17 protein-coding genes are annotated in these 17,257 nt (G+C 46.2%); 9 read left to right on the forward strand and 8 right to left on the reverse strand.

Going from position 1 to position 17,257, the window contains the following annotated elements:
• Nucleotides 1–6 precede the first annotated feature (6 nt).
• The 5 genes from hepT to ACHKAR_RS06595 form a co-directional block, all read right to left on the reverse strand.
• Nucleotides 7–408, reverse strand: a complete 402-nt coding sequence (hepT, locus tag ACHKAR_RS06575) for a type VII toxin-antitoxin system HepT family RNase toxin (RefSeq protein WP_395416668.1) — start codon at nt 406–408, stop codon at nt 7–9.
• Nucleotides 401–811: a type VII toxin-antitoxin system MntA family adenylyltransferase antitoxin gene (gene mntA / locus ACHKAR_RS06580; RefSeq protein ID WP_395416669.1), complete on the reverse strand. Its 411-nt coding sequence runs from the start codon at nt 809–811 to the stop codon at nt 401–403. The genes hepT and mntA overlap by 8 nt, the downstream gene beginning before the upstream one ends.
• Before the next feature lie 43 nt (nt 812–854).
• The gene (locus tag ACHKAR_RS06585; protein ID WP_395416670.1) at nt 855–3,779 is read right to left on the reverse strand and encodes an FAD-binding and (Fe-S)-binding domain-containing protein; all 2,925 of its coding nucleotides are present in this window, start codon (nt 3,777–3,779) and stop codon (nt 855–857) included.
• A 206-nt stretch (nt 3,780–3,985) separates the two neighbouring features.
• Nucleotides 3,986–4,813, reverse strand: coding sequence for an endonuclease/exonuclease/phosphatase family protein (locus ACHKAR_RS06590; RefSeq protein WP_395416671.1), 828 nt, complete (start codon nt 4,811–4,813; stop codon nt 3,986–3,988).
• Nucleotides 4,813–6,831 carry an alpha amylase C-terminal domain-containing protein gene (locus ACHKAR_RS06595; RefSeq protein ID WP_395416672.1) on the reverse strand — a complete coding sequence of 673 codons (2,019 nt, stop codon included), beginning with the start codon at nt 6,829–6,831 and terminating at the stop codon, nt 4,813–4,815. The genes ACHKAR_RS06590 and ACHKAR_RS06595 overlap by 1 nt, the downstream gene beginning before the upstream one ends.
• Nucleotides 6,832–7,084: 253 nt before the next feature.
• Here ACHKAR_RS06595 and ACHKAR_RS06600 point away from each other — a divergent pair, with 253 nt between their 5' ends.
• The 4 genes from ACHKAR_RS06600 to ACHKAR_RS06615 are packed head-to-tail and all read left to right on the forward strand — an operon-like array spanning nt 7,085 to nt 10,209.
• Nucleotides 7,085–7,678 (forward strand): RNA polymerase sigma factor, encoded by a 594-nt coding sequence (locus ACHKAR_RS06600; RefSeq protein WP_395416673.1) that lies wholly within the window; start codon nt 7,085–7,087, stop codon nt 7,676–7,678.
• Between the two features lie 34 nt (nt 7,679–7,712).
• A complete protein-coding gene (locus tag ACHKAR_RS06605) occupies nt 7,713–8,501 on the forward strand; it encodes an anti-sigma factor (protein WP_395416674.1) in 789 nt (262 codons plus the stop codon).
• A gap of 2 nt (nt 8,502–8,503) precedes the next feature.
• Nucleotides 8,504–9,352 (forward strand): DUF4097 family beta strand repeat-containing protein, encoded by an 849-nt coding sequence (locus ACHKAR_RS06610; RefSeq protein WP_395416675.1) that lies wholly within the window; start codon nt 8,504–8,506, stop codon nt 9,350–9,352.
• A 32-nt stretch (nt 9,353–9,384) separates the two neighbouring features.
• Entirely contained in the window at nt 9,385–10,209 is an 825-nt protein-coding gene (locus ACHKAR_RS06615; RefSeq protein WP_395416676.1) for a DUF4097 family beta strand repeat-containing protein, read from the forward strand.
• A 151-nt stretch (nt 10,210–10,360) separates the two neighbouring features.
• Here the strand turns inward: ACHKAR_RS06615 and ACHKAR_RS06620 are convergent, their stop codons facing one another.
• Nucleotides 10,361–11,785 carry a HesA/MoeB/ThiF family protein gene (locus ACHKAR_RS06620; protein ID WP_395416677.1) on the reverse strand — a complete coding sequence of 475 codons (1,425 nt, stop codon included), beginning with the start codon at nt 11,783–11,785 and terminating at the stop codon, nt 10,361–10,363.
• A gap of 34 nt (nt 11,786–11,819) precedes the next feature.
• Here ACHKAR_RS06620 and ACHKAR_RS06625 point away from each other — a divergent pair, with 34 nt between their 5' ends.
• Nucleotides 11,820–11,951: a hypothetical protein gene (locus ACHKAR_RS06625; RefSeq protein WP_395416678.1), complete on the forward strand. Its 132-nt coding sequence runs from the start codon at nt 11,820–11,822 to the stop codon at nt 11,949–11,951.
• A gap of 183 nt (nt 11,952–12,134) precedes the next feature.
• On the opposite strand, the gene ACHKAR_RS06630 is transcribed toward ACHKAR_RS06625, so the two are convergent.
• Entirely contained in the window at nt 12,135–12,626 is a 492-nt protein-coding gene (locus ACHKAR_RS06630; RefSeq protein WP_395416679.1) for a multiubiquitin domain-containing protein, read from the reverse strand.
• Nucleotides 12,627–12,873: 247 nt separating this feature from the next.
• Entirely contained in the window at nt 12,874–13,104 is a 231-nt protein-coding gene (locus tag ACHKAR_RS06635) for a DUF2188 domain-containing protein (RefSeq protein ID WP_395416680.1), read from the reverse strand.
• Nucleotides 13,105–13,253: 149 nt separating this feature from the next.
• Between ACHKAR_RS06635 and ACHKAR_RS06640 the strand changes: the two genes are divergently transcribed.
• From ACHKAR_RS06640 to ACHKAR_RS06655, 4 genes are all read left to right on the forward strand, one after another.
• Nucleotides 13,254–13,601 (forward strand): helix-turn-helix domain-containing protein, encoded by a 348-nt coding sequence (locus ACHKAR_RS06640; protein WP_395416681.1) that lies wholly within the window; start codon nt 13,254–13,256, stop codon nt 13,599–13,601.
• Nucleotides 13,598–14,482 carry an ImmA/IrrE family metallo-endopeptidase gene (locus ACHKAR_RS06645; RefSeq protein ID WP_395416682.1) on the forward strand — a complete coding sequence of 295 codons (885 nt, stop codon included), beginning with the start codon at nt 13,598–13,600 and terminating at the stop codon, nt 14,480–14,482. Before ACHKAR_RS06640 ends, ACHKAR_RS06645 begins: the two co-directional genes overlap by 4 nt.
• Before the next feature lie 58 nt (nt 14,483–14,540).
• Nucleotides 14,541–14,732 (forward strand): hypothetical protein, encoded by a 192-nt coding sequence (locus ACHKAR_RS06650; protein WP_395416683.1) that lies wholly within the window; start codon nt 14,541–14,543, stop codon nt 14,730–14,732.
• Between the two features lie 106 nt (nt 14,733–14,838).
• A complete protein-coding gene (locus ACHKAR_RS06655; RefSeq protein ID WP_395416684.1) occupies nt 14,839–17,202 on the forward strand; it encodes an ABC transporter permease in 2,364 nt (787 codons plus the stop codon).
• Nucleotides 17,203–17,257: the final 55 nt, after the last annotated feature.

Here is a 17,257-nt window from a genome sequence, read left to right on the forward strand (position 1 = left end):
TTTTACTTACAAGGATAAGTTGATGACTGTTTTGCAAAAAGAGGAGAAGACGGTCAATTCCCTGGTTAAAATGGCTTCCAAAATATCGAGATTGAGTGTTGCGTAATCATGTACTGCCAAATTTCTGAAGCCCACCATTTTTTTCATATTTTCAGAAATAGTCGAATCGATAATCCCTGCATTATTCAGAAGGTCAAATGCTTCACGGGTGATTTTGGGTAGGCCCAAATGCTTCTTTCTCACAATGTGCAAAGCACAATCAATAGCAGCCTGACACGCACGCTCCAGATTCAGAAGTAAGGCATCCTGATGGGTGAAATTATTTTTCCAGTCATGAGATGCCTCTTCTTGAATGCGCTTGAGGCATTTTTCGATTGTGGCTACTTTCGCCTGAATAACATCATCCATAAATGGTCTTGTTTTTTTCTATTTCTTCAAGAATTCCTTTACGGTCATCATTGAGGGTGAGATACATACTAAATATCAGCGTCTCATACCGCTCCGAAGCGAGCGGTTCGGAGGAGTAAATGCGAACTCCGCCTGAGACCACCTGCATAGCCAGCACCGTGTTAGCCACTGATAAATCCACCAGATCCACTTCACGTCGCACCAAATCGCTCAACTGATTTTTGAGTTCCCAAAGTACCTCCGTGGCTATCGGCTTTTGAGGCAATAGCGCCAGATCCACGTCGCTTTCATCGGTGTAGCCCGTCCCTGCGCCACTTCCAAAGACATAAATGCCTTTCACAACACCTATCTGTTCGGTGACCAGGGTAATTACCTTTTGTATTTGCTTGGGTTGCAAGATCATGTACCCCCTAAAATAAAGGAAAATACCATCATGCACGAATACTTTACTTCAAAGCCTCCCAGATAATCTCCACCGGATGTTTGGCCACTCTGCCGGTGCCATCCTTTACCTGATGACGGCAGCTGGTACCTGCAGCAGCAATGATCACCTCCTCTGGCTGCTTGCGCACGGTAGGGAAGAGCACCAACTCTCCAATTTGCATGGAGAGGTCATAATGCTCCTTTTCATACCCAAATGAACCGGCCATTCCACAGCACCCGGAAGGAATCAGATGGACTTCATTACTTCCCATTTTTGTCAATATTTTTTTGACAGGTGTCAAAGAGGAAAGCGCCTTTTGCTGACAATGTCCATGCAGTTTGATGAGTTGTTTTTGCTCCCTGAAAAGCGACAAATCGATGTGACCAGCCTCCAATTCCTTAGCTAAGAACTCCTCTACCATAAAGGTGTTAGCAGCAATAGTTTTGGCGGCTTCTTTATCCTCACCCCTCAGCAGGTCAGGGTACTCATCCCTGAAGGTGAGAATGGCCGAGGGCTCCACCCCGATCAGTGGAGTCTCTTCATCAATCAGGTTTTTGAATAAATCCACATTGGCCCGTGCTAATGATTTGGCCTTATCCAGCAGTCCTTTGGACAAGAAACTACGACCAGACTCCTGATGCTCAATGTATACCACTTCATACCCAAGCTTATCCAGTAGTTTGACGGTAGTGATTCCAATCTCCGCTTCATTGTAGTTGAGCAACTCATCAATAAATAGATAGACTTGTTTGATAGGCTCACTCACCGTAGGCTTAAATTCCTTTTTGAACCAGCGTTCCCAAGTTTGCTTGGAGAGCTTTGGCATGCTTCGTTTTTGGGCAAATCCCATCACCGACTTGGCCAGGGTAGAAGTGACCTGATTGCCAAAAGTGAACCGATAGCCCCAGGGCACCCATGATGCCAGCTTCATGCCTCCGGCGAAGTTCCCAATGAGTCGGCTCCTGAAAGGCACGCCCTTTTCTTTGTAGTATTGATACTGCCACTCCTGCTTGAGCTTACCCATGTCTACGTTGGAAGGGCACTCAGACTTGCAGCCCTTGCAGCTCAGGCAGAGGTCCATCACTTCCTTGATCTCCTCATGAGCAAAAGGATTGGCCTCCTCGGACCTGGTGAGCATCTCCCGAAGGATGTTGGCCCGGGCTCTGGTGGTCTCCTTTTCGTTGCGGGTAGCCATGTAACTCGGACACATCGTGCCTCCGCTGAGCTCGGTTTTTCTACAGTCTCCGGAGCCATTACACTGCTCTGCGGCCCGCAGATACCCCTCAGTATCAGAAAAATCCAACACCGTCTCAAACTCCCGGGTTACCTGATTCTCTTCATACCGCAGGCTGGTATCCATCGGAGGTGTGTTCACGATCTTACCCGGATTGAGAATGTTCTTAGGATCCCAGGTCTGCTTCACCTTTTTGATCAGCTCATAGTTGTGCTCACCGACCATCTGTGGAATAAACTCTCCACGCAAGCGTCCATCTCCATGTTCACCGGAGAGTGACCCCTTGTATTTCTTCACCAGCGTGGCGATCTCCTCAGCTATGGTTCTGAAAAGCCGTCTTCCATCTGCTGTTTTAAGGTCAATGATCGGGCGCAAGTGCAACTCCCCCGAGCCTGCGTGGGCATAGTGCACACAGAAAAGGTCATGCCTGGCCAGTATCTCATTAAATTCTGCAATGTATTCAGGCAGGTCCTGCACATCCACAGCCGTGTCTTCGATCACCGGAGCAGGCTTGGCATCTCCGGCCACATTGGACAATAGGCCCAGCCCAGCCTTTCTCAATCCCCATACTTTTTTGATATCCTCTCCGGCAATTACCGGAAAAGAGTATCCATATCCTGCGTCCTGCAAATCTTTGATCAGGGCGGCAGCAGCCACATCAGCGGCCTCCTCCGAATCGTGGGTGAGCTCTGCCACCAATATGGCCTGTGGATCACCTTCCACAAAAAAGCGATAATCGCGATAGGTAATATTTCTTTTGGTGGCCTCCAGCACATAGTGATCCATCAGCTCACAAGCCGTGGGCTGATGCTTAAGGGCTACCAGATTGGCCCGCAAGGACTCATCGATGGTATGGCAGTGGATACATACCAGCCGCCTATGTGGTGGAGCGATGGGCGTCAGCTTGATTTTAGCGGATGTGACAAATGCCAGCGTTCCCTCTGAGCCTGCTATCAGCTTTGAAAAATTAAAAACCGCACCATTTTCTTTGAATGGAACCATTTCTGCCAGCATGTCGATGGCATAGCCTGTATTTCTACGGGGGACAGAAGCCTTCGGAAAGCCCTCTTTGATGGCTTCCAGGTTCTCCTGATCCGATAACATTTCCTTGATCTGAAAGTAGATCGATGCCTCCAGTTCACCGGAGGTACTCATGCCGTTGCATCGCCCCAGGAAGGCATTCATATCCAATGGGCCAAACCACGCCTGGCTGCCATCTGCCAGAATCGTATTCACTTCCATCAGGTGTTCACGTGTACTGCCGTAGACGATGGAATTGCTGCCACAGCTGTTGTTACCGATCATCCCGCCGATCATGGCTCGGTTGGCTGTGGAAGTTTCCGGCGCAAAGAAATAGCCGTAAGGCCTCAGTGCGGCGTTCAAGTCGTCGCGCACGATGCCTGGCTGCACCCTGGCCCAGCCTTCTTTTTCGTTGATCTCAAGTATCTGATTGAAATGCTTGGATACATCCACTACGATGCCTCCGCCTACCACCTGACCGGCGAGAGAGGTGCCGGCCGTGCGGGGAATGACCGAGGTGCCATGCTCATTGGCAAACCGAATAAGTGCTATAATGTCCGCATCCGACTCAGGAATGGCTACAGCCAGAGGAATCTCACGGTAAGCCGAAGCATCCGTAGCATACAGCTTTCTGGTGGTCTCATCGGTGAAGAGTTCTCCCTCTAGTTGCTTTTCAAGCAGGTCAAAATTCATGATACAAGGTTAAAGAATACCAATTTTACATCCATGTGCCAGTCTCTGGCCAGTCGGATTAGTGTTGCTTTGGGCTTACCATTAATGCCAATCACTTTCCGGTCAAAATTAGGGAGTGTTACTTAGAAAGTGCGGGTATTCAAATGTCTTTTCGGCATGTCGGAAACATATTATTTCTGAAAGGCTTCACTTCGCAAGACAATCGCTCACTTAAATGCCAATTCACAGTATACTGCAAAGTGATCAGAAATATACTTTTGATCATTGGAGTCCGTAAGAACGGCATACTTCAGCGCATCAAACCGTTCGTTGATAGCGATGTAGTCTATTCTCTTCTGGGGGGTTTCTTCAAATTTAAAACCATTGAAGGTGGCATCCGGACCAAACGTCAGCTTGGCCACTGCACGTGTGTCGGCGAGCTTACTGGTCATCTCCAGAATGGGTCCCTCGGTGGGTTCTACATTCAAATCTCCCATCAATACAGCTGGCAGTTTTTGCTCGTTGAAGCGCTCCATCTGATCCAAAATCAACTTCATGGAATTGACCCGAGCCTCCACCCCAATGTGATCAAAGTGGGTATTGAACACCCAAAATTTTTGTCCGTCAGATTTCTTTTCGAAGAGCCCATAGGTACAAACACGAGGCAGTGCGGCATCCCACCCTACTGATGGTTTTTCGGGTGTGGTAGACAACCAGAAGGTGCCACTTTGAAGTAAATTGAATTGCTCTGCCTGGTAATAAATGGCACTAAACTCACCTTTTTCGGCACCATCATCACGCCCCACACCTACATAGGCATAGTCGGCAAGTGCCGAGTCGAGGTATTTCACCTGATGGGGTAGGCCCTCCTGAATTCCGAAAATATCAGGCTCATAAAATCCGAGCTGTGCCACCATGTTAGCCTTGCGCATGTCCCACCTATTTACCCCATCACCGGCATGGTCCAGGCGGATGTTGTAGGTCATGACGGAGAGATCCTGGGACCATCCTGTCCCTAGAATAAATGCGAAGCAGACTACAAAAAACGCTTTCATTATTTCACCTTTTTCAATACTATGGCCACTCTACTAGGCAGGTACACACTCAAAAAATGCTCCCCAAACAAAGCCACTGTAGGGTAGGTCATTTCATCATCAATGCGGTCATGGCCGCCAAACTCCCCTTTGTCAGAGTTCAATATAATTTTGTATTTGCCCGGTACTGGTACCTTGAACCGATAATCCGGAACGGAATTGGTAGGAGAAAAATTAAACGCAAAAATCAGGTTGTTGCGCTCGAAGATGATGGCCTTATTGTCCTCGTCCATATTGAGCTGCTGAGCAGGCAAGGAGCCCACAATTTTCTCGTCATTGGCCATCTGCACCATAGCCGCGCCAAAGTTATACAGCTGCTTGTACCTCAGATCAGGGTGCTCCTGCAGATTCCATTGTCGCCGCGCGTATTTGTAGCTCCAGCCATTGCCCTCCCTTGGGAAATCTACCCACTCGGGATGGCCAAATTCATTTCCGATAAAATTCAACCAGCCCTCTCCACCAAGACTCAGGGTAAAGAGACGAATCATTTTGTGAAGGGCAATGCCCCGATCGATAATCAGGCTGGGAGTATCCTTATGCATATGGGTATACATCTCCTTATCCATCAGCCAAAAGGCAATGGACTTATCCCCCACCAGTGCCTGATCGTGCGACTCGGCATAGGCAATGGTGCGTTCTCCGTATCGTCGGTTGGTCAGCGTATCCCACATTTCGTGGATATTCCACTGCTCGTCATGTTTGTGCTTCAGCAACTTGATCCAGTAGTCAGGGATACCCATACCCAGTCTGAAATCAAACCCCATTCCCCCTTCACTCACCGGTCGGCAAAGGCCAGGCATTCCGCTCATATCCTCCGCAATGGAAATGCCTTTAGGTTTAATCTCCTTGATGAGATCATTGGCCAACTGAAAATAAGTAAGCACATCCCAGTCTACATCCTTGAAATACTTTTCGTAGTGGTCAAAGGATATATCACCATGATGAAAATAGAGCATAGAGGTAACCCCGTCGTAGCGGAAGCCATCCATATGAAACTCTTCCATCCAGTATTTTACATTGGAGAGCAAAAACCTGAGCACCTCCTCTTTTCCATAATTGAAAAGCTTGGAGTCCCACAGGGTATGAAAACCACGTCCTCCCGGGTGGAAGTACTGATCGTCAGACCCGTCAAATTCATTCAGCCCTTCGGCCAGGTTCTTCACGGCATGCGAGTGCACAATGTCCATGATCACGGCAATGCCCAACTTGTGGGCAGTGTCTACCAGGTATTTCAAATCATGAGGCGTACCAAACCGACTACTTGGAGCAAAGAAATTGCTCACATGGTAACCGAATGACCCATAGTAGGGATGTTCCTGCACGGCCATCACCTGAATGGTATTATAGCCCTGTTCTTTTATTTTGGGGAGTATCTTATCCGCAAACTCACGGTAGGTACCCACACCTTCCTTCTCCTGAGCCATGCCCACATGACATTCGTAGATATAAGGATTGTCATAGGATTGATCCGGAGCAAATTTCTTATCTGTCCACTTATAGGGCTTCTCGGGATGCCAGAGGCGGGCAGTAAAATCATAGGTTTTCTCATCCTGAGTGACATACCTGGCATACGCAGGAATCCGGTCCACCCCGCCTTTGTCGGACACCACGTGTACCTTCACCGCAGCCTCATGGGTGAGTTTGGAGCCATATAGTTTGTCCTCCAAAAAAATCTCCCAGATTCCCCGATCGTTTTTTTGAAGTGGGTGAGCAGATCTGTCCCAGTTGTTAAAGTCACCGATCACACTGAGAGCGCTGGCATTTGGGGCCCACTCTCTATACCACCATCCTTTTTTCTTAGTATCGTAGTTAAACCCCAGGTAGTTGTAACCACTGGCAAAAGCATCAATGCTACCATATTCTGACTCCAGCTGCTTTTTGCGAGCTTCAAATCGCTTCATCCTGTCCTGAATATCTGACTCAAAGGGAGCAAGCCAGGGATCATTTTTGACTAAAATGGGTGTGTTCTTTGAAGGCATACCTCTGTATTAAAATAAGTGCGCATGCAAGTTAGTGATCAGACCTTGCGGAAGCAAATATTTTAAATTAATACGCTGTTTCATTAAAATATTCACAAATAATAGGGAATAAATTTATGAATAGTGGTGTTTTTGTTAGGTTATAATGAGTGATCTGTCAGCGAAAAAATGGAGTATGGAGCAGAATAATTTCTTAAATTCCTTTGTAACCTATTACATATGGGTCGGTTTGCCTCATTGAAACTATGACTTGATGTTGAATTCACTGGATGATCATGCAATCATGCTGAAAGTAAAGGCCGGGGACGTGGAGAAACTCGGCTTGCTTTATCACCGCTATAGCCGGAGGTTATTTGGTTTTTTTTACCGGATGACCAGCGACTCAGCGACCAGCGAAGACCTGGTGCAAAATGTCTTTATGCGGATGCTAAAGTATAAACACAGCTATTCGGAGCGTGGCAACTTTGAAGCATGGACGTTTCATATGGCCCGCAATGTGCACAAAGATCATTTGCGAAAAAACAAGCGCTACACCTGGCAGGAGGACATGTCGGGATGGGAGGCTCACCTGAAACACAACGACACACAGGAGGCCTTCCACCAGAAAACCGACGAACTGGAATACCTGTCCCGGGCGATGCAAGCACTCTCTGAAGACAAACGGGAAATTCTGGAGCTCACGCGTTTTCAGAAAATGAAATATGAAAAAGTGGGTGATCTGCTGGGGATCACCGAGAGTGCTGTGAAAGTACGTGTCCACCGGGCACTCAAGGCGCTCAAGGAAAATTACCTGAAGCTGGATGGGCCGGCTCTGGGCTCCATGAGTAACCAGGCAGGTGCAGATTAGGTGAAAGTTTTAAGATGAATAAAATCGCAGAAAAATGAAACTGAATAAGGATTTAGCTACAGAATGGTGGATGGACAACCTGGAAGGTCAACTGGATGCTGAGCGCAAGCTTCAGCTGGATGCCTACCTGAAGGAAAATCCTGAACTGGCCATAGAGCTCCGGGAGACCACCGCTTTTTGGATGCAAATGGAAAACCTGGAAAGCCCGGCTCCCAGTGAGGCGATGGACTTGAAGTTTGAAGCGATGCTCTCGGGGTATCAGTCTGCTGCCAACAGAAGGGTTTTTGATTGGGCACCATTGACGCAGTGGTTTCGTGCCAACTGGCAGGTGGGCTTTGCCGCGCTCATCATCGGGCTGGTTATTGGCACGCTGGTCATTCCCAAACCCACTCAGGAGGTTGACCAACTGGCGGCCGAGGTGCAGGATATGAAAAAAATCTTAATGCTCACCCTCATAGAAAAACCACAGGCCCAGGAGCGGATCAAGGCCGTGAATATGGTCAGTGAGATGCCCCGCTCTGATGAAAAAGTAATCGAGGCCCTGGTATTCACCCTCAATCAGGATCCCAGCAACAACGTCCGGCTGGCGGCGCTGGAAGCGCTGATGGTTTATGGCAGTAATTCGAGCGTACGTGAAGCTTTAGTGTCGTCCATTGCCACACAGGAATCTCCACTCCTGCAGGTAGCCCTGGCCGATGCGATGGTCCTGCTACAGGAAAAATCCGCTGCAGCACAGTTCTCCAAAGTATTGAGCTCACCGAAAGTTGACGACAGCATCAAGTCAAAACTGGAATCAACTATTCAAACACTAAAAGAAATCTAATCATGAAAATATCATTATTTAGTTTAATCATACTTGGTGGCCTGCTTTGTCAGGCACAGGTGAAAGAGGTACAGCTGAAGGATCGGCTGCCCATCACACCAGACAGGCCAATCACCGTGGTGATAGACAATGTATTTGGCGCCATAGAAGTGACTGCCTCCAGTACGCCCACAGTGAGTTACGAAGTGTTAAAAACCATCAACGCAGATCATGAGAAGGCACTGGAAAAGGGTCTCGCGGAAGTCAACATGAAGGTTGTTCAGAGAAACGACTCCATCATCTTCTATCTCACCGCGCCATTCATCTGTGATCACTGGAGTGGCTGCTACCAGCGCGGCAGGTGGATGGATGGCCCGGAGGATTACAGTTTTACCTTCGACTACCAGCTACAAATCCCGGCTTCCGCCAACCTGAAAGTGCAGACAGTGGATCAGGGAAATGTGACCATCGCAGGGATCACAGGGATGGTAAGTGCCGAAAATGTCAACGGGGATGTGGAAATCAAAGGGGCTCATTCAGTCACCAGAGCTACTACAGTCAATGGAGATGTGGAAGTCACCTTTCAGAAGCGTCCCAATCTGGATGGCAGGTTCAGCACCATCAATGGTACGATCAATCTGTATTGTACATCGGATCTGAGCGCATCGGTCACTGCTAAGACTATGCACGGAAGCCTGTACAGTGCCTTTGACTTTGAAACCAAAAAACCCGAACTCAAAAAGGTGGTTTCCAAAAAAGGGACTTCCACCACATATCAACTCAACGAAACTTTTGGGATAGAAATAGGAAAAGATGGGCCTACACTCAGCTTTGAAACCCTCAATGGGGACATCTACCTAAGAAAACTTTAAACCAGACTCATAGACATTAAAAAAATAGCATCATGAAAAAATCAATCATTATATGCATAGGCCTCTTCGCAGCAGTAGCCGCTTTGGCCCAGGAAAAATTCTCAGAGCAGTTTACCATCCCACTGAGTAAGCCGGGCGCTCCCGCCCGCATCGAGCTGGATCATCTGAATGGGGACATCACGGTGACAGGCTACAGCGGAAGTGAAGTGATCATCACCGCCTCGGCTTCCGGTAGTTCACTACAGCACGGATGTGACGACTGTCATGAAGATCAGAAGTCAGCGCCTCCCGGAATGAAGCGGGTCAATGCCAACCCAATGGAACTCCGCGCCAAGGAAAGCAACAATGTCGTGAGCATAGAGTCCGACTCGTGGAAGCGTCGAATGAACATTGAGATCAAAGCGCCCATCAAAGCCGACCTGGACCTGAACACTGTACATGGTACCATCACGGTGAAGGGCATCAACGGCACCATGGAAATCTCCGGCGTGAATGGTGGCATTGCCCTGGAAAACATCTCCGGGTCAGTAGTGGCCAATACAGTGAATGGGGACGTAAAGGTCACCTTCAAGTCTTTGACCGCCGGTGAGCCCATGTCTTTTGTCACACTCAATGGGGACGTGGATGTGACCCTGCCGGCCAATGCCAAAGCCACCACCAAGCTGCGCTCGGAACGTGGTGAGATCTACACCGACTTTGACATGGCGCTGGAGCGATCCAAAACCAATGTGAAAAAAGAGAGTGGCGAGTATGAAGTGTCTATCAATAGCTGGGTCTATGGCAAAATCAATGGGGGTGGCCCTGAGTTTACCTTCAAAAACATGCACGGGAGCATCATTGTGCGGAAAGGAAATTGATTGAAAAATGATCCCGACCCGTGAGGAGCGGGATCATCTTATTCACTTAACACTTTGTTAGATTTAAATTGTCCACCTTCAAGAACGATACTGCTATAAGCATATTTACAAGCTTCACTTACCAATTCGCATCAAGGTTTACAAAAGAATACTAACTGCGTGCTTCTCTAGCCTTTTCCGCAACGATATGATTACCGAATACTTCAATTCCTACGGAATCACCTCTACCTAGAACAGAAGGAAAGAAGCAATTTGGATCACACGTATGAGACTTATTTCGCTCCAACTCTCCAGTAACAAAGTGAAAAGTCTGTTGACCAATATTTGATAACCCGGAAGGTGCTAATACTAAACTTAACAACTGTAAAACCTCAAGTGATGCGACATTACTACTGAACGGAAAAACATTTTCATGAACTTCCTGAAACTGAGATTTATCCAACCCTTGTAAGTAACTAGGATCATCAAGCTTTCCATCCTTTTCCAAAATCGCATTAGATGTCTTATACTGTCCAAGACATTCTAAGCAAGGACGTCCTTTTCCAACTGTATGAACTTTCCAGTCTGCCCCAATTAAACGAGTATTGTCTTTGTTACTTCGAACTAAAATTCCCCCATCAATTGCGGGGATTAAGTGACCATAGCTAATAAAATTAATCACTTGCCTAGGCCAAGGTCTATCAACACAACTGAATATAACATCGCAATCCAATGAGGCATAGAATCCCTCTTTTTCACAAATACTGTATTCAATACATCGAACGTCCAAACTTGGTGAGGTTGCGGATCTGATTATCGCATCCTTCATTGCAAAAACTTTTGCCCGTCCAACATCCTCTTGAAGAAAGGTTGTTCGATCAAGGTTTTTCTCCTCAACAGCATCAAAATCGATAAGAACAAATTTTGAGAATCCAGTTCTTGCTAGAATCTCTGCAACAATGCTCCCCACACTTCCCAAGCCAACTATTCCAATTCTCAAACGAGAAAGGTCTTCTTGTGTCTTTTGACCCCATGCAGAAATTGTGCGAAGTTGCTTTCCGGCATCAAAGGATGGTAACAGAAGATTATCATTGAATGTAACCGATAATCTATCGCTTAGAACTCTAACACTTTCGCACCAGTTTCTATCATATTTCCTCTTTTCGGTTTGTGATTTAGTCCAAAATCTTGCGCTCCAAGCCTGATCCGTACCAATTGTCATTCCTAACAAAGGAAAACCCGTTGCCGCCTTAGAAGCAGGGGCCATTCTTTTCTCTGCAACAATGTCATCGTGACTCATGTCCTGCCATCCTGGAAACGGGTGAGAGTGAAGAAACACCAATCCTTCTTTTCTGGAGCGAGCAACCCGAATAGCTCTTTCAAAATAATTGGCTTTGAAGCTCACATTACCATGAACTTCCCTTTCATCTGCTTCAGGTAATATTACTGTCGAGATTATTCCAGTCAAACGTTCTTCACCAGAACTTTGATTGTACGTTGCAAAACATAAATCCTCCTGGCCATCTAGTCGAAGAAGATGTTTTTGCAATACCTGATGACTGTCATCAGGTACCACAACACTATACTGCCTCTTCATAAATTTGCCAAAAGATTTTTAAGATGAGCAAAATATGATTTTACTGTTTTCTGTGTGCGATTCCAATCTGGAAACGGACGACTCCAGTATCGCCACCCAGTACCTAATGGACTCGCATGGATATTTCGATTCGGCTCAATCCAACCTGAAATTTCCGTTGACTTAAAGTGCGGTCCTGGTGGGCAGTTCATAGGAAAATCTCCAGGAGGCTGTAAAGCCAGCTCCACAGACCTACCAGAATTCTTACCAATTGGAACAATGTATTTAATTCCAATCATCTCATGAGGGAGCTCTTGGGTACTATACCCAAGAGCTTTCAACTGTTCAACAAATTCAGTCCTTCCCATGATTAAGATACTGGCATTTCACCTCTAAAAACTGAAACAAACTTTGAACCAGGACACTTCATTTCAATTGGTGTATCTGGATTTTCCTTGTGAGGAATCTCTCTTCCAGAATTATCAATCTCAATGAGGTAGTAATCCTCTACAGGCTCTATTCCGCCATTCTGCAAAATCTGATTAGCTGACAGAGTTTTACTATCCGTAGTTTCAGGCTCTTCATCCAGTGTATAATGAAATACTTCAGGAGGTTTAATTGTGAATTTTTCAATTCCAGGATTAGCCAAATCAACCACTTCATCCAGACTTATCTTTTCAAAGTCACAGCCTTTCAGCTTTTGATAAAGTGTATGACATTCCGGTGGAGTCTTCCCGACTTTTATCAGAATTTCCTCACCAGTTACTACTGATTTATTAAACTCAAACTTGTCTCCATCGACAAGTACTTTGTATGATTTGTTTTTGGGGGGTTTCTCTCCCCTCTTATTAATGGTACTCATGATAAACTATATTTATTAAGTTAAACCCCAACTAACTTGGGAATCGCTTGGGATACGATTCTAGCAGGTGCGGAAGCTTGCATAGTTCATCACAAACACATACTTTTACTTCACTAAAAAGGGAGGTACTGAGATGATCAGTCTCAGTGAAGTCGTCCAAAACTTTATCCCTAAGGCCCAATCGACGAGCACCACTTGCAGATTGGGTTTTTTTTGATCAGCCTTTCATTTAAGTTTTAACCATCCTTTAATACTTCTTGTCTCTTGGAGGATTCGGATCATTACCATAACTATCCTTATCCCGAATTTTGCCATCTCGTCCATGTATTACCACTTCTGATTTCTGATTCTTCGCTATCTCCCTAGCTACCTGAATCGCTTGCTTTTGGGTAGATGTGGTCTTGGTCGCTTTTTGATTACCAGCTCCCTTAACAGACCATCCACTACCAGTTTTAACTACATGTTGGTTCTTCCCCATAATTCTAGTTTTTTAATCTGCACTACAAATATACAAAAAATCTAATTATATCAAGCAACATAGTAAATTCATCAAGTAAGTATTTAGAGTCCTGCTTGATATTCTTAGATTTTTGCGCTAAATTTGCCCTGAATCAAGCCTTAAGAAAAATGAAATCTTTAGGAATTACTCTAAAAGAAACCAGAGAATCAATATCCTTGACTCTTAGGCAAGTAGAAGAAGCAACAGGGATTTCCAATGCATACCTTAGCCAACTTGAAAATGATAAAATCAAGAGACCTTCAGCGAATATTCTGTATAAGCTTGCTGATGTTTACAAAATTGATTTGAATGTGCTTTTAAGCGCTGCTGGTATCATTAAAAAGTCCTCTCTGGTGAAAAGCTCGGTAAACAACGAATGGTCTAACCGAATCGCATTTTATGCCGAAAACCTTGGGAAGAATGAGAAGAAGGATGTTTTAAAATACATTGAATTTCTTGTAAACAAGAAAAAATGATTGAGCTGGCTTCAAAAGAGGATATTGAAAAAATTTCGCTTGATCTGTTGAAGCAAAGTAAATCATTGGATGTATTCCCTACCCCAGTTGATCGATTAATAGATTTCTCTGAGCTCGTTGTTAGCAATGAGGTGGATCTCGGGGTTGTTGAGGAGAGTTTCTTCTCAAAAACTTCACAAAACGTTTTTGATTTTATGCAGAAAGTGCGAGGCTTTCTCGACCGAAGAGAGAAGATCATCTACCTAGATTTAGCACAATCGGTTAACAGGCAGAACTTTGTTAAGCTTCATGAAACCGGACATGGAGTTTTGCCTTGGCAAAAGCAAACAATGGAGTTCCTTGATGATGATGACTCACTGGATCCATTAACGAATGAAGAATTCGAGGCAGAGGCAAATTACTTTGCCTCGATTACTTTATTTCAGCAGGACAGATTTGATTCTGAAATTTCGAAACTACCGCTAAGTCTCGAAACAGTCACTCACTTGTCTAAACAGTTTGGAGCTTCTGTCCATGCCACTTTCAGAAGATATGTTGAACGCTCAAACAAAAGATGCGCATTATTGGTCCTTCAAAACATCACTCCCCAAGGTGATAAACCAAATTGTGAGCCTCGGAATTACTTCCATTCAGAACCTTTCAGGCATGACTTTGGAAATCTACAATGGAAGAATAATTTGGGCTACAAATGGTTATTCGTCCAAGATTATTATTACGGAAGGAGATTCAAAACAAACGGTGAAATCACATTAGACACGCAAAACGGCAAAGTTGAGTTCAACTATCATTTTTTCAACAATACTTACAATGCATTTGTGTTTTTCTTTCCGAAAGGGGAACGTATAAAGTCGAGAACAAAATTTATTATTTCTGGAGCATAGCGCCCACACCCGGCAGTTTCCTTCTGAGAAATTTACCATGGTCTGGGATTGTCTGAAAATGGACGGATTCGAGCTATCTGCGCGGCGAGAGTGGGTCGCCTGTATGCAAAGTGAAAAGGGACAAATACTCAAAGTCATTGTCATTTCGGATAATATAGCCATTCGGGGAGCCGCCTACCTCATGCTCAAATTATTCACCTTCGAATCCCTGGTAGTCAAATCGCTGACGGAGCTCGCCCAGCGAATGTAGCGCTCCGATATCCTCTGGCCATAAATTTCTTTCGGTACCCTTTGCAACCTTTCTGTACTTGCCAAGTACTTTCTCTATCTAGTGTCCAACAAAACCCTGACCACACATGATACGGAATTTCCTGAAAGTAGCACTCAGAAGCATCCAACGAAACAAAGTTTACAGTCTGCTGAATATCCTCGGACTGGCCATTGGACTGGCCTGCGCCATGCTCATCCTTCTATGGGTGCAAGACGAAATGAACTACGACAGCCACCACCAAAATGTCAAAAGTATTTACCAGGTGATGGAAAACCAGCATTATGCAGATCGCATAGGCACCACCTTTTCTACCCCCGGGCCACTGGGACCCTACCTCAAAGAAACGTACCCTGAGGTGAAGTATTCCAGCAGGCTCACCTGGGAGTCTGAGAATCTTTTCACTTATCAAGAGCAGTCATTTTACGAGCAGGGCCGATTCGTAGATGCCGACTTCTTCCACATCTTCACCTTCGAGTTTTTGGAAGGAAACCCACAATCACCCTTCACCGACAAAACCTCCATGGTGCTCACAGAGAAGCTGGCGCAGAAGTACTTTGGCAACGAAAGCGCTGTGGGCAAGGTGATCAAAATGAACAATGAGACCAACTTCACTGTGACAGGCGTCGTGAAAAGCTGGCCAGCCAATACCACCAATGGCGATTTTGATTACCTGATCAATTTTGACTACTTCTGGGAGGATAACCTCACCTGGCTGGACCGCTGGGGCAACAACAACGTTCGCTGCTTCATACAGCTGCAAGAAAACATTGAATCAAGTGACTTTGAGGGCAAAATCGCCCACCTGCTGGATGAAAAAAATGAAGACAATGCCATTGTACTCTTTCTTCATCCACTCGAAAAGATACACCTCTATTCCAGCTGGGACAATGGAGTGGCAGACGGAGGCCGTATTCGCTATGTGCGCATTTTTACCATCGTCGCCTTCTTTATTCTCCTGATCGCCTGTATTAACTTCATGAACCTGGCCACCGCACAGGCCGTCAAACGTGCTAAGGAGGTGGGCTTGAGAAAAGTAGTCGGCGCCTACCGAGGCAACCTGATCGCTCAGTTTCTGAGTGAGTCGGTGATCTTTGCATTTTTAGGTGGTGTCCTCGCCCTGCTGCTGGTATTGCTGCTGCTACCGGCCTTTAACACCCTCACAGAAAAAGCCATCCCCTTCGTACTCAACCCAAGCGCCCTTGTCCTCCTCACCACCCTGGTATTTGTCACCGGGCTGCTGTCGGGGAGCTATCCCGCATTCTATATCGCCAGCTTCCAGCCAGCCAGCGTGCTGAAAGGTCAGATGAAAAGTGGGAAAGGAGCTTCCCGGTTTAGAAAAGTATTGGTCACTACCCAATTTGTGCTTTCGATCATCATGATTTTCTGTACCATAGTGGTCTATCAGCAGTTGGTCTTTGTGCAAAACCAGGAAACAGGATTTGACAAACAAGGCTTAGTCTACGTGGAAATGCACCAAAACATGCGTGACAAATTCCAGGTCATCAAGCAGCAGTTGTCGCAAAACCCGGCCATCCAGTCTGTAGCGGCTATGAGTCAGGCACCGCTGGGTTTCAATAGTTCCACCTGGGGTTTTGACTGGCCCGGTAAAGACCCACAGTCTAAAATTCTCTTTACCAACCTCTCCATTGATAACACCTTTACTGAGACCTTCCGGATCCCACTGGCAGCGGGCAGGAGCTTCGACCCACAGTTCACCACCGACACCCTCCACTTCATGATCAACGAAGCCTCTGCTGTAGCCATGGGTTTCAAGCCTGAAGAAGCGGTAGATCAACCAGTCACCCTCTGGGGCGACCGCAAAGGGAAGGTCATTGGAGTATTCAAGGATTTTAATTTCAGCTCATCAAAGAGCAAAATCAGACCGCTCCTCATGCTGCACGATCCCGACTGGTACAATCACATCGTGGTGAGGGCCAATGAAGGGCAAAATGCTGCAGCCATTCAGGCATTGGAAGAAATCTATCAGGAATTCGCTCCGGCATATCCTTTCGAATACCAGTTTGTCGATGACAAATGGAAGGAGTTTTATGACAATGAAGCCCGCACGGCCAGCCTGTTCAACACCTTCGCGCTGGTGGCTATTTTCATTTCATGCCTTGGCCTGTTTGGCCTGGCAGCTTTCACCATCCAGCAGCGCACCAAAGAAATAGGGGTGCGAAAGGTGCTGGGAGCATCGGTGTTGTCCATCATTCAGATCACCACCCGCGAGTTCACCATACTGGTTCTAATGGCAGCGCTCATTGGGTCACCGGTGGCCTGGTACCTCATGGACATGTGGTTGGAAGATTTTGCTTTTCGGATAGACGTCACCTTCTTCATTCCGTTGGTGGCTACGGCCATTGCCATCAGTGTAGCCATCGTCACCGTGGCCTATCATGCCTTCATGGCCAGCCATACCAATCCGGTGGAGGCACTTAAGTACGAATAATCTATTTTGACAGAATAGACACTTTTTCTGGGTATCCGTTAAGATAATTTCAACG

Source organism: Marinoscillum luteum, from assembly GCF_044005705.1.
GTDB classification, from domain to species: Bacteria; Bacteroidota; Bacteroidia; order Cytophagales; family Cyclobacteriaceae; genus Marinoscillum; species Marinoscillum luteum.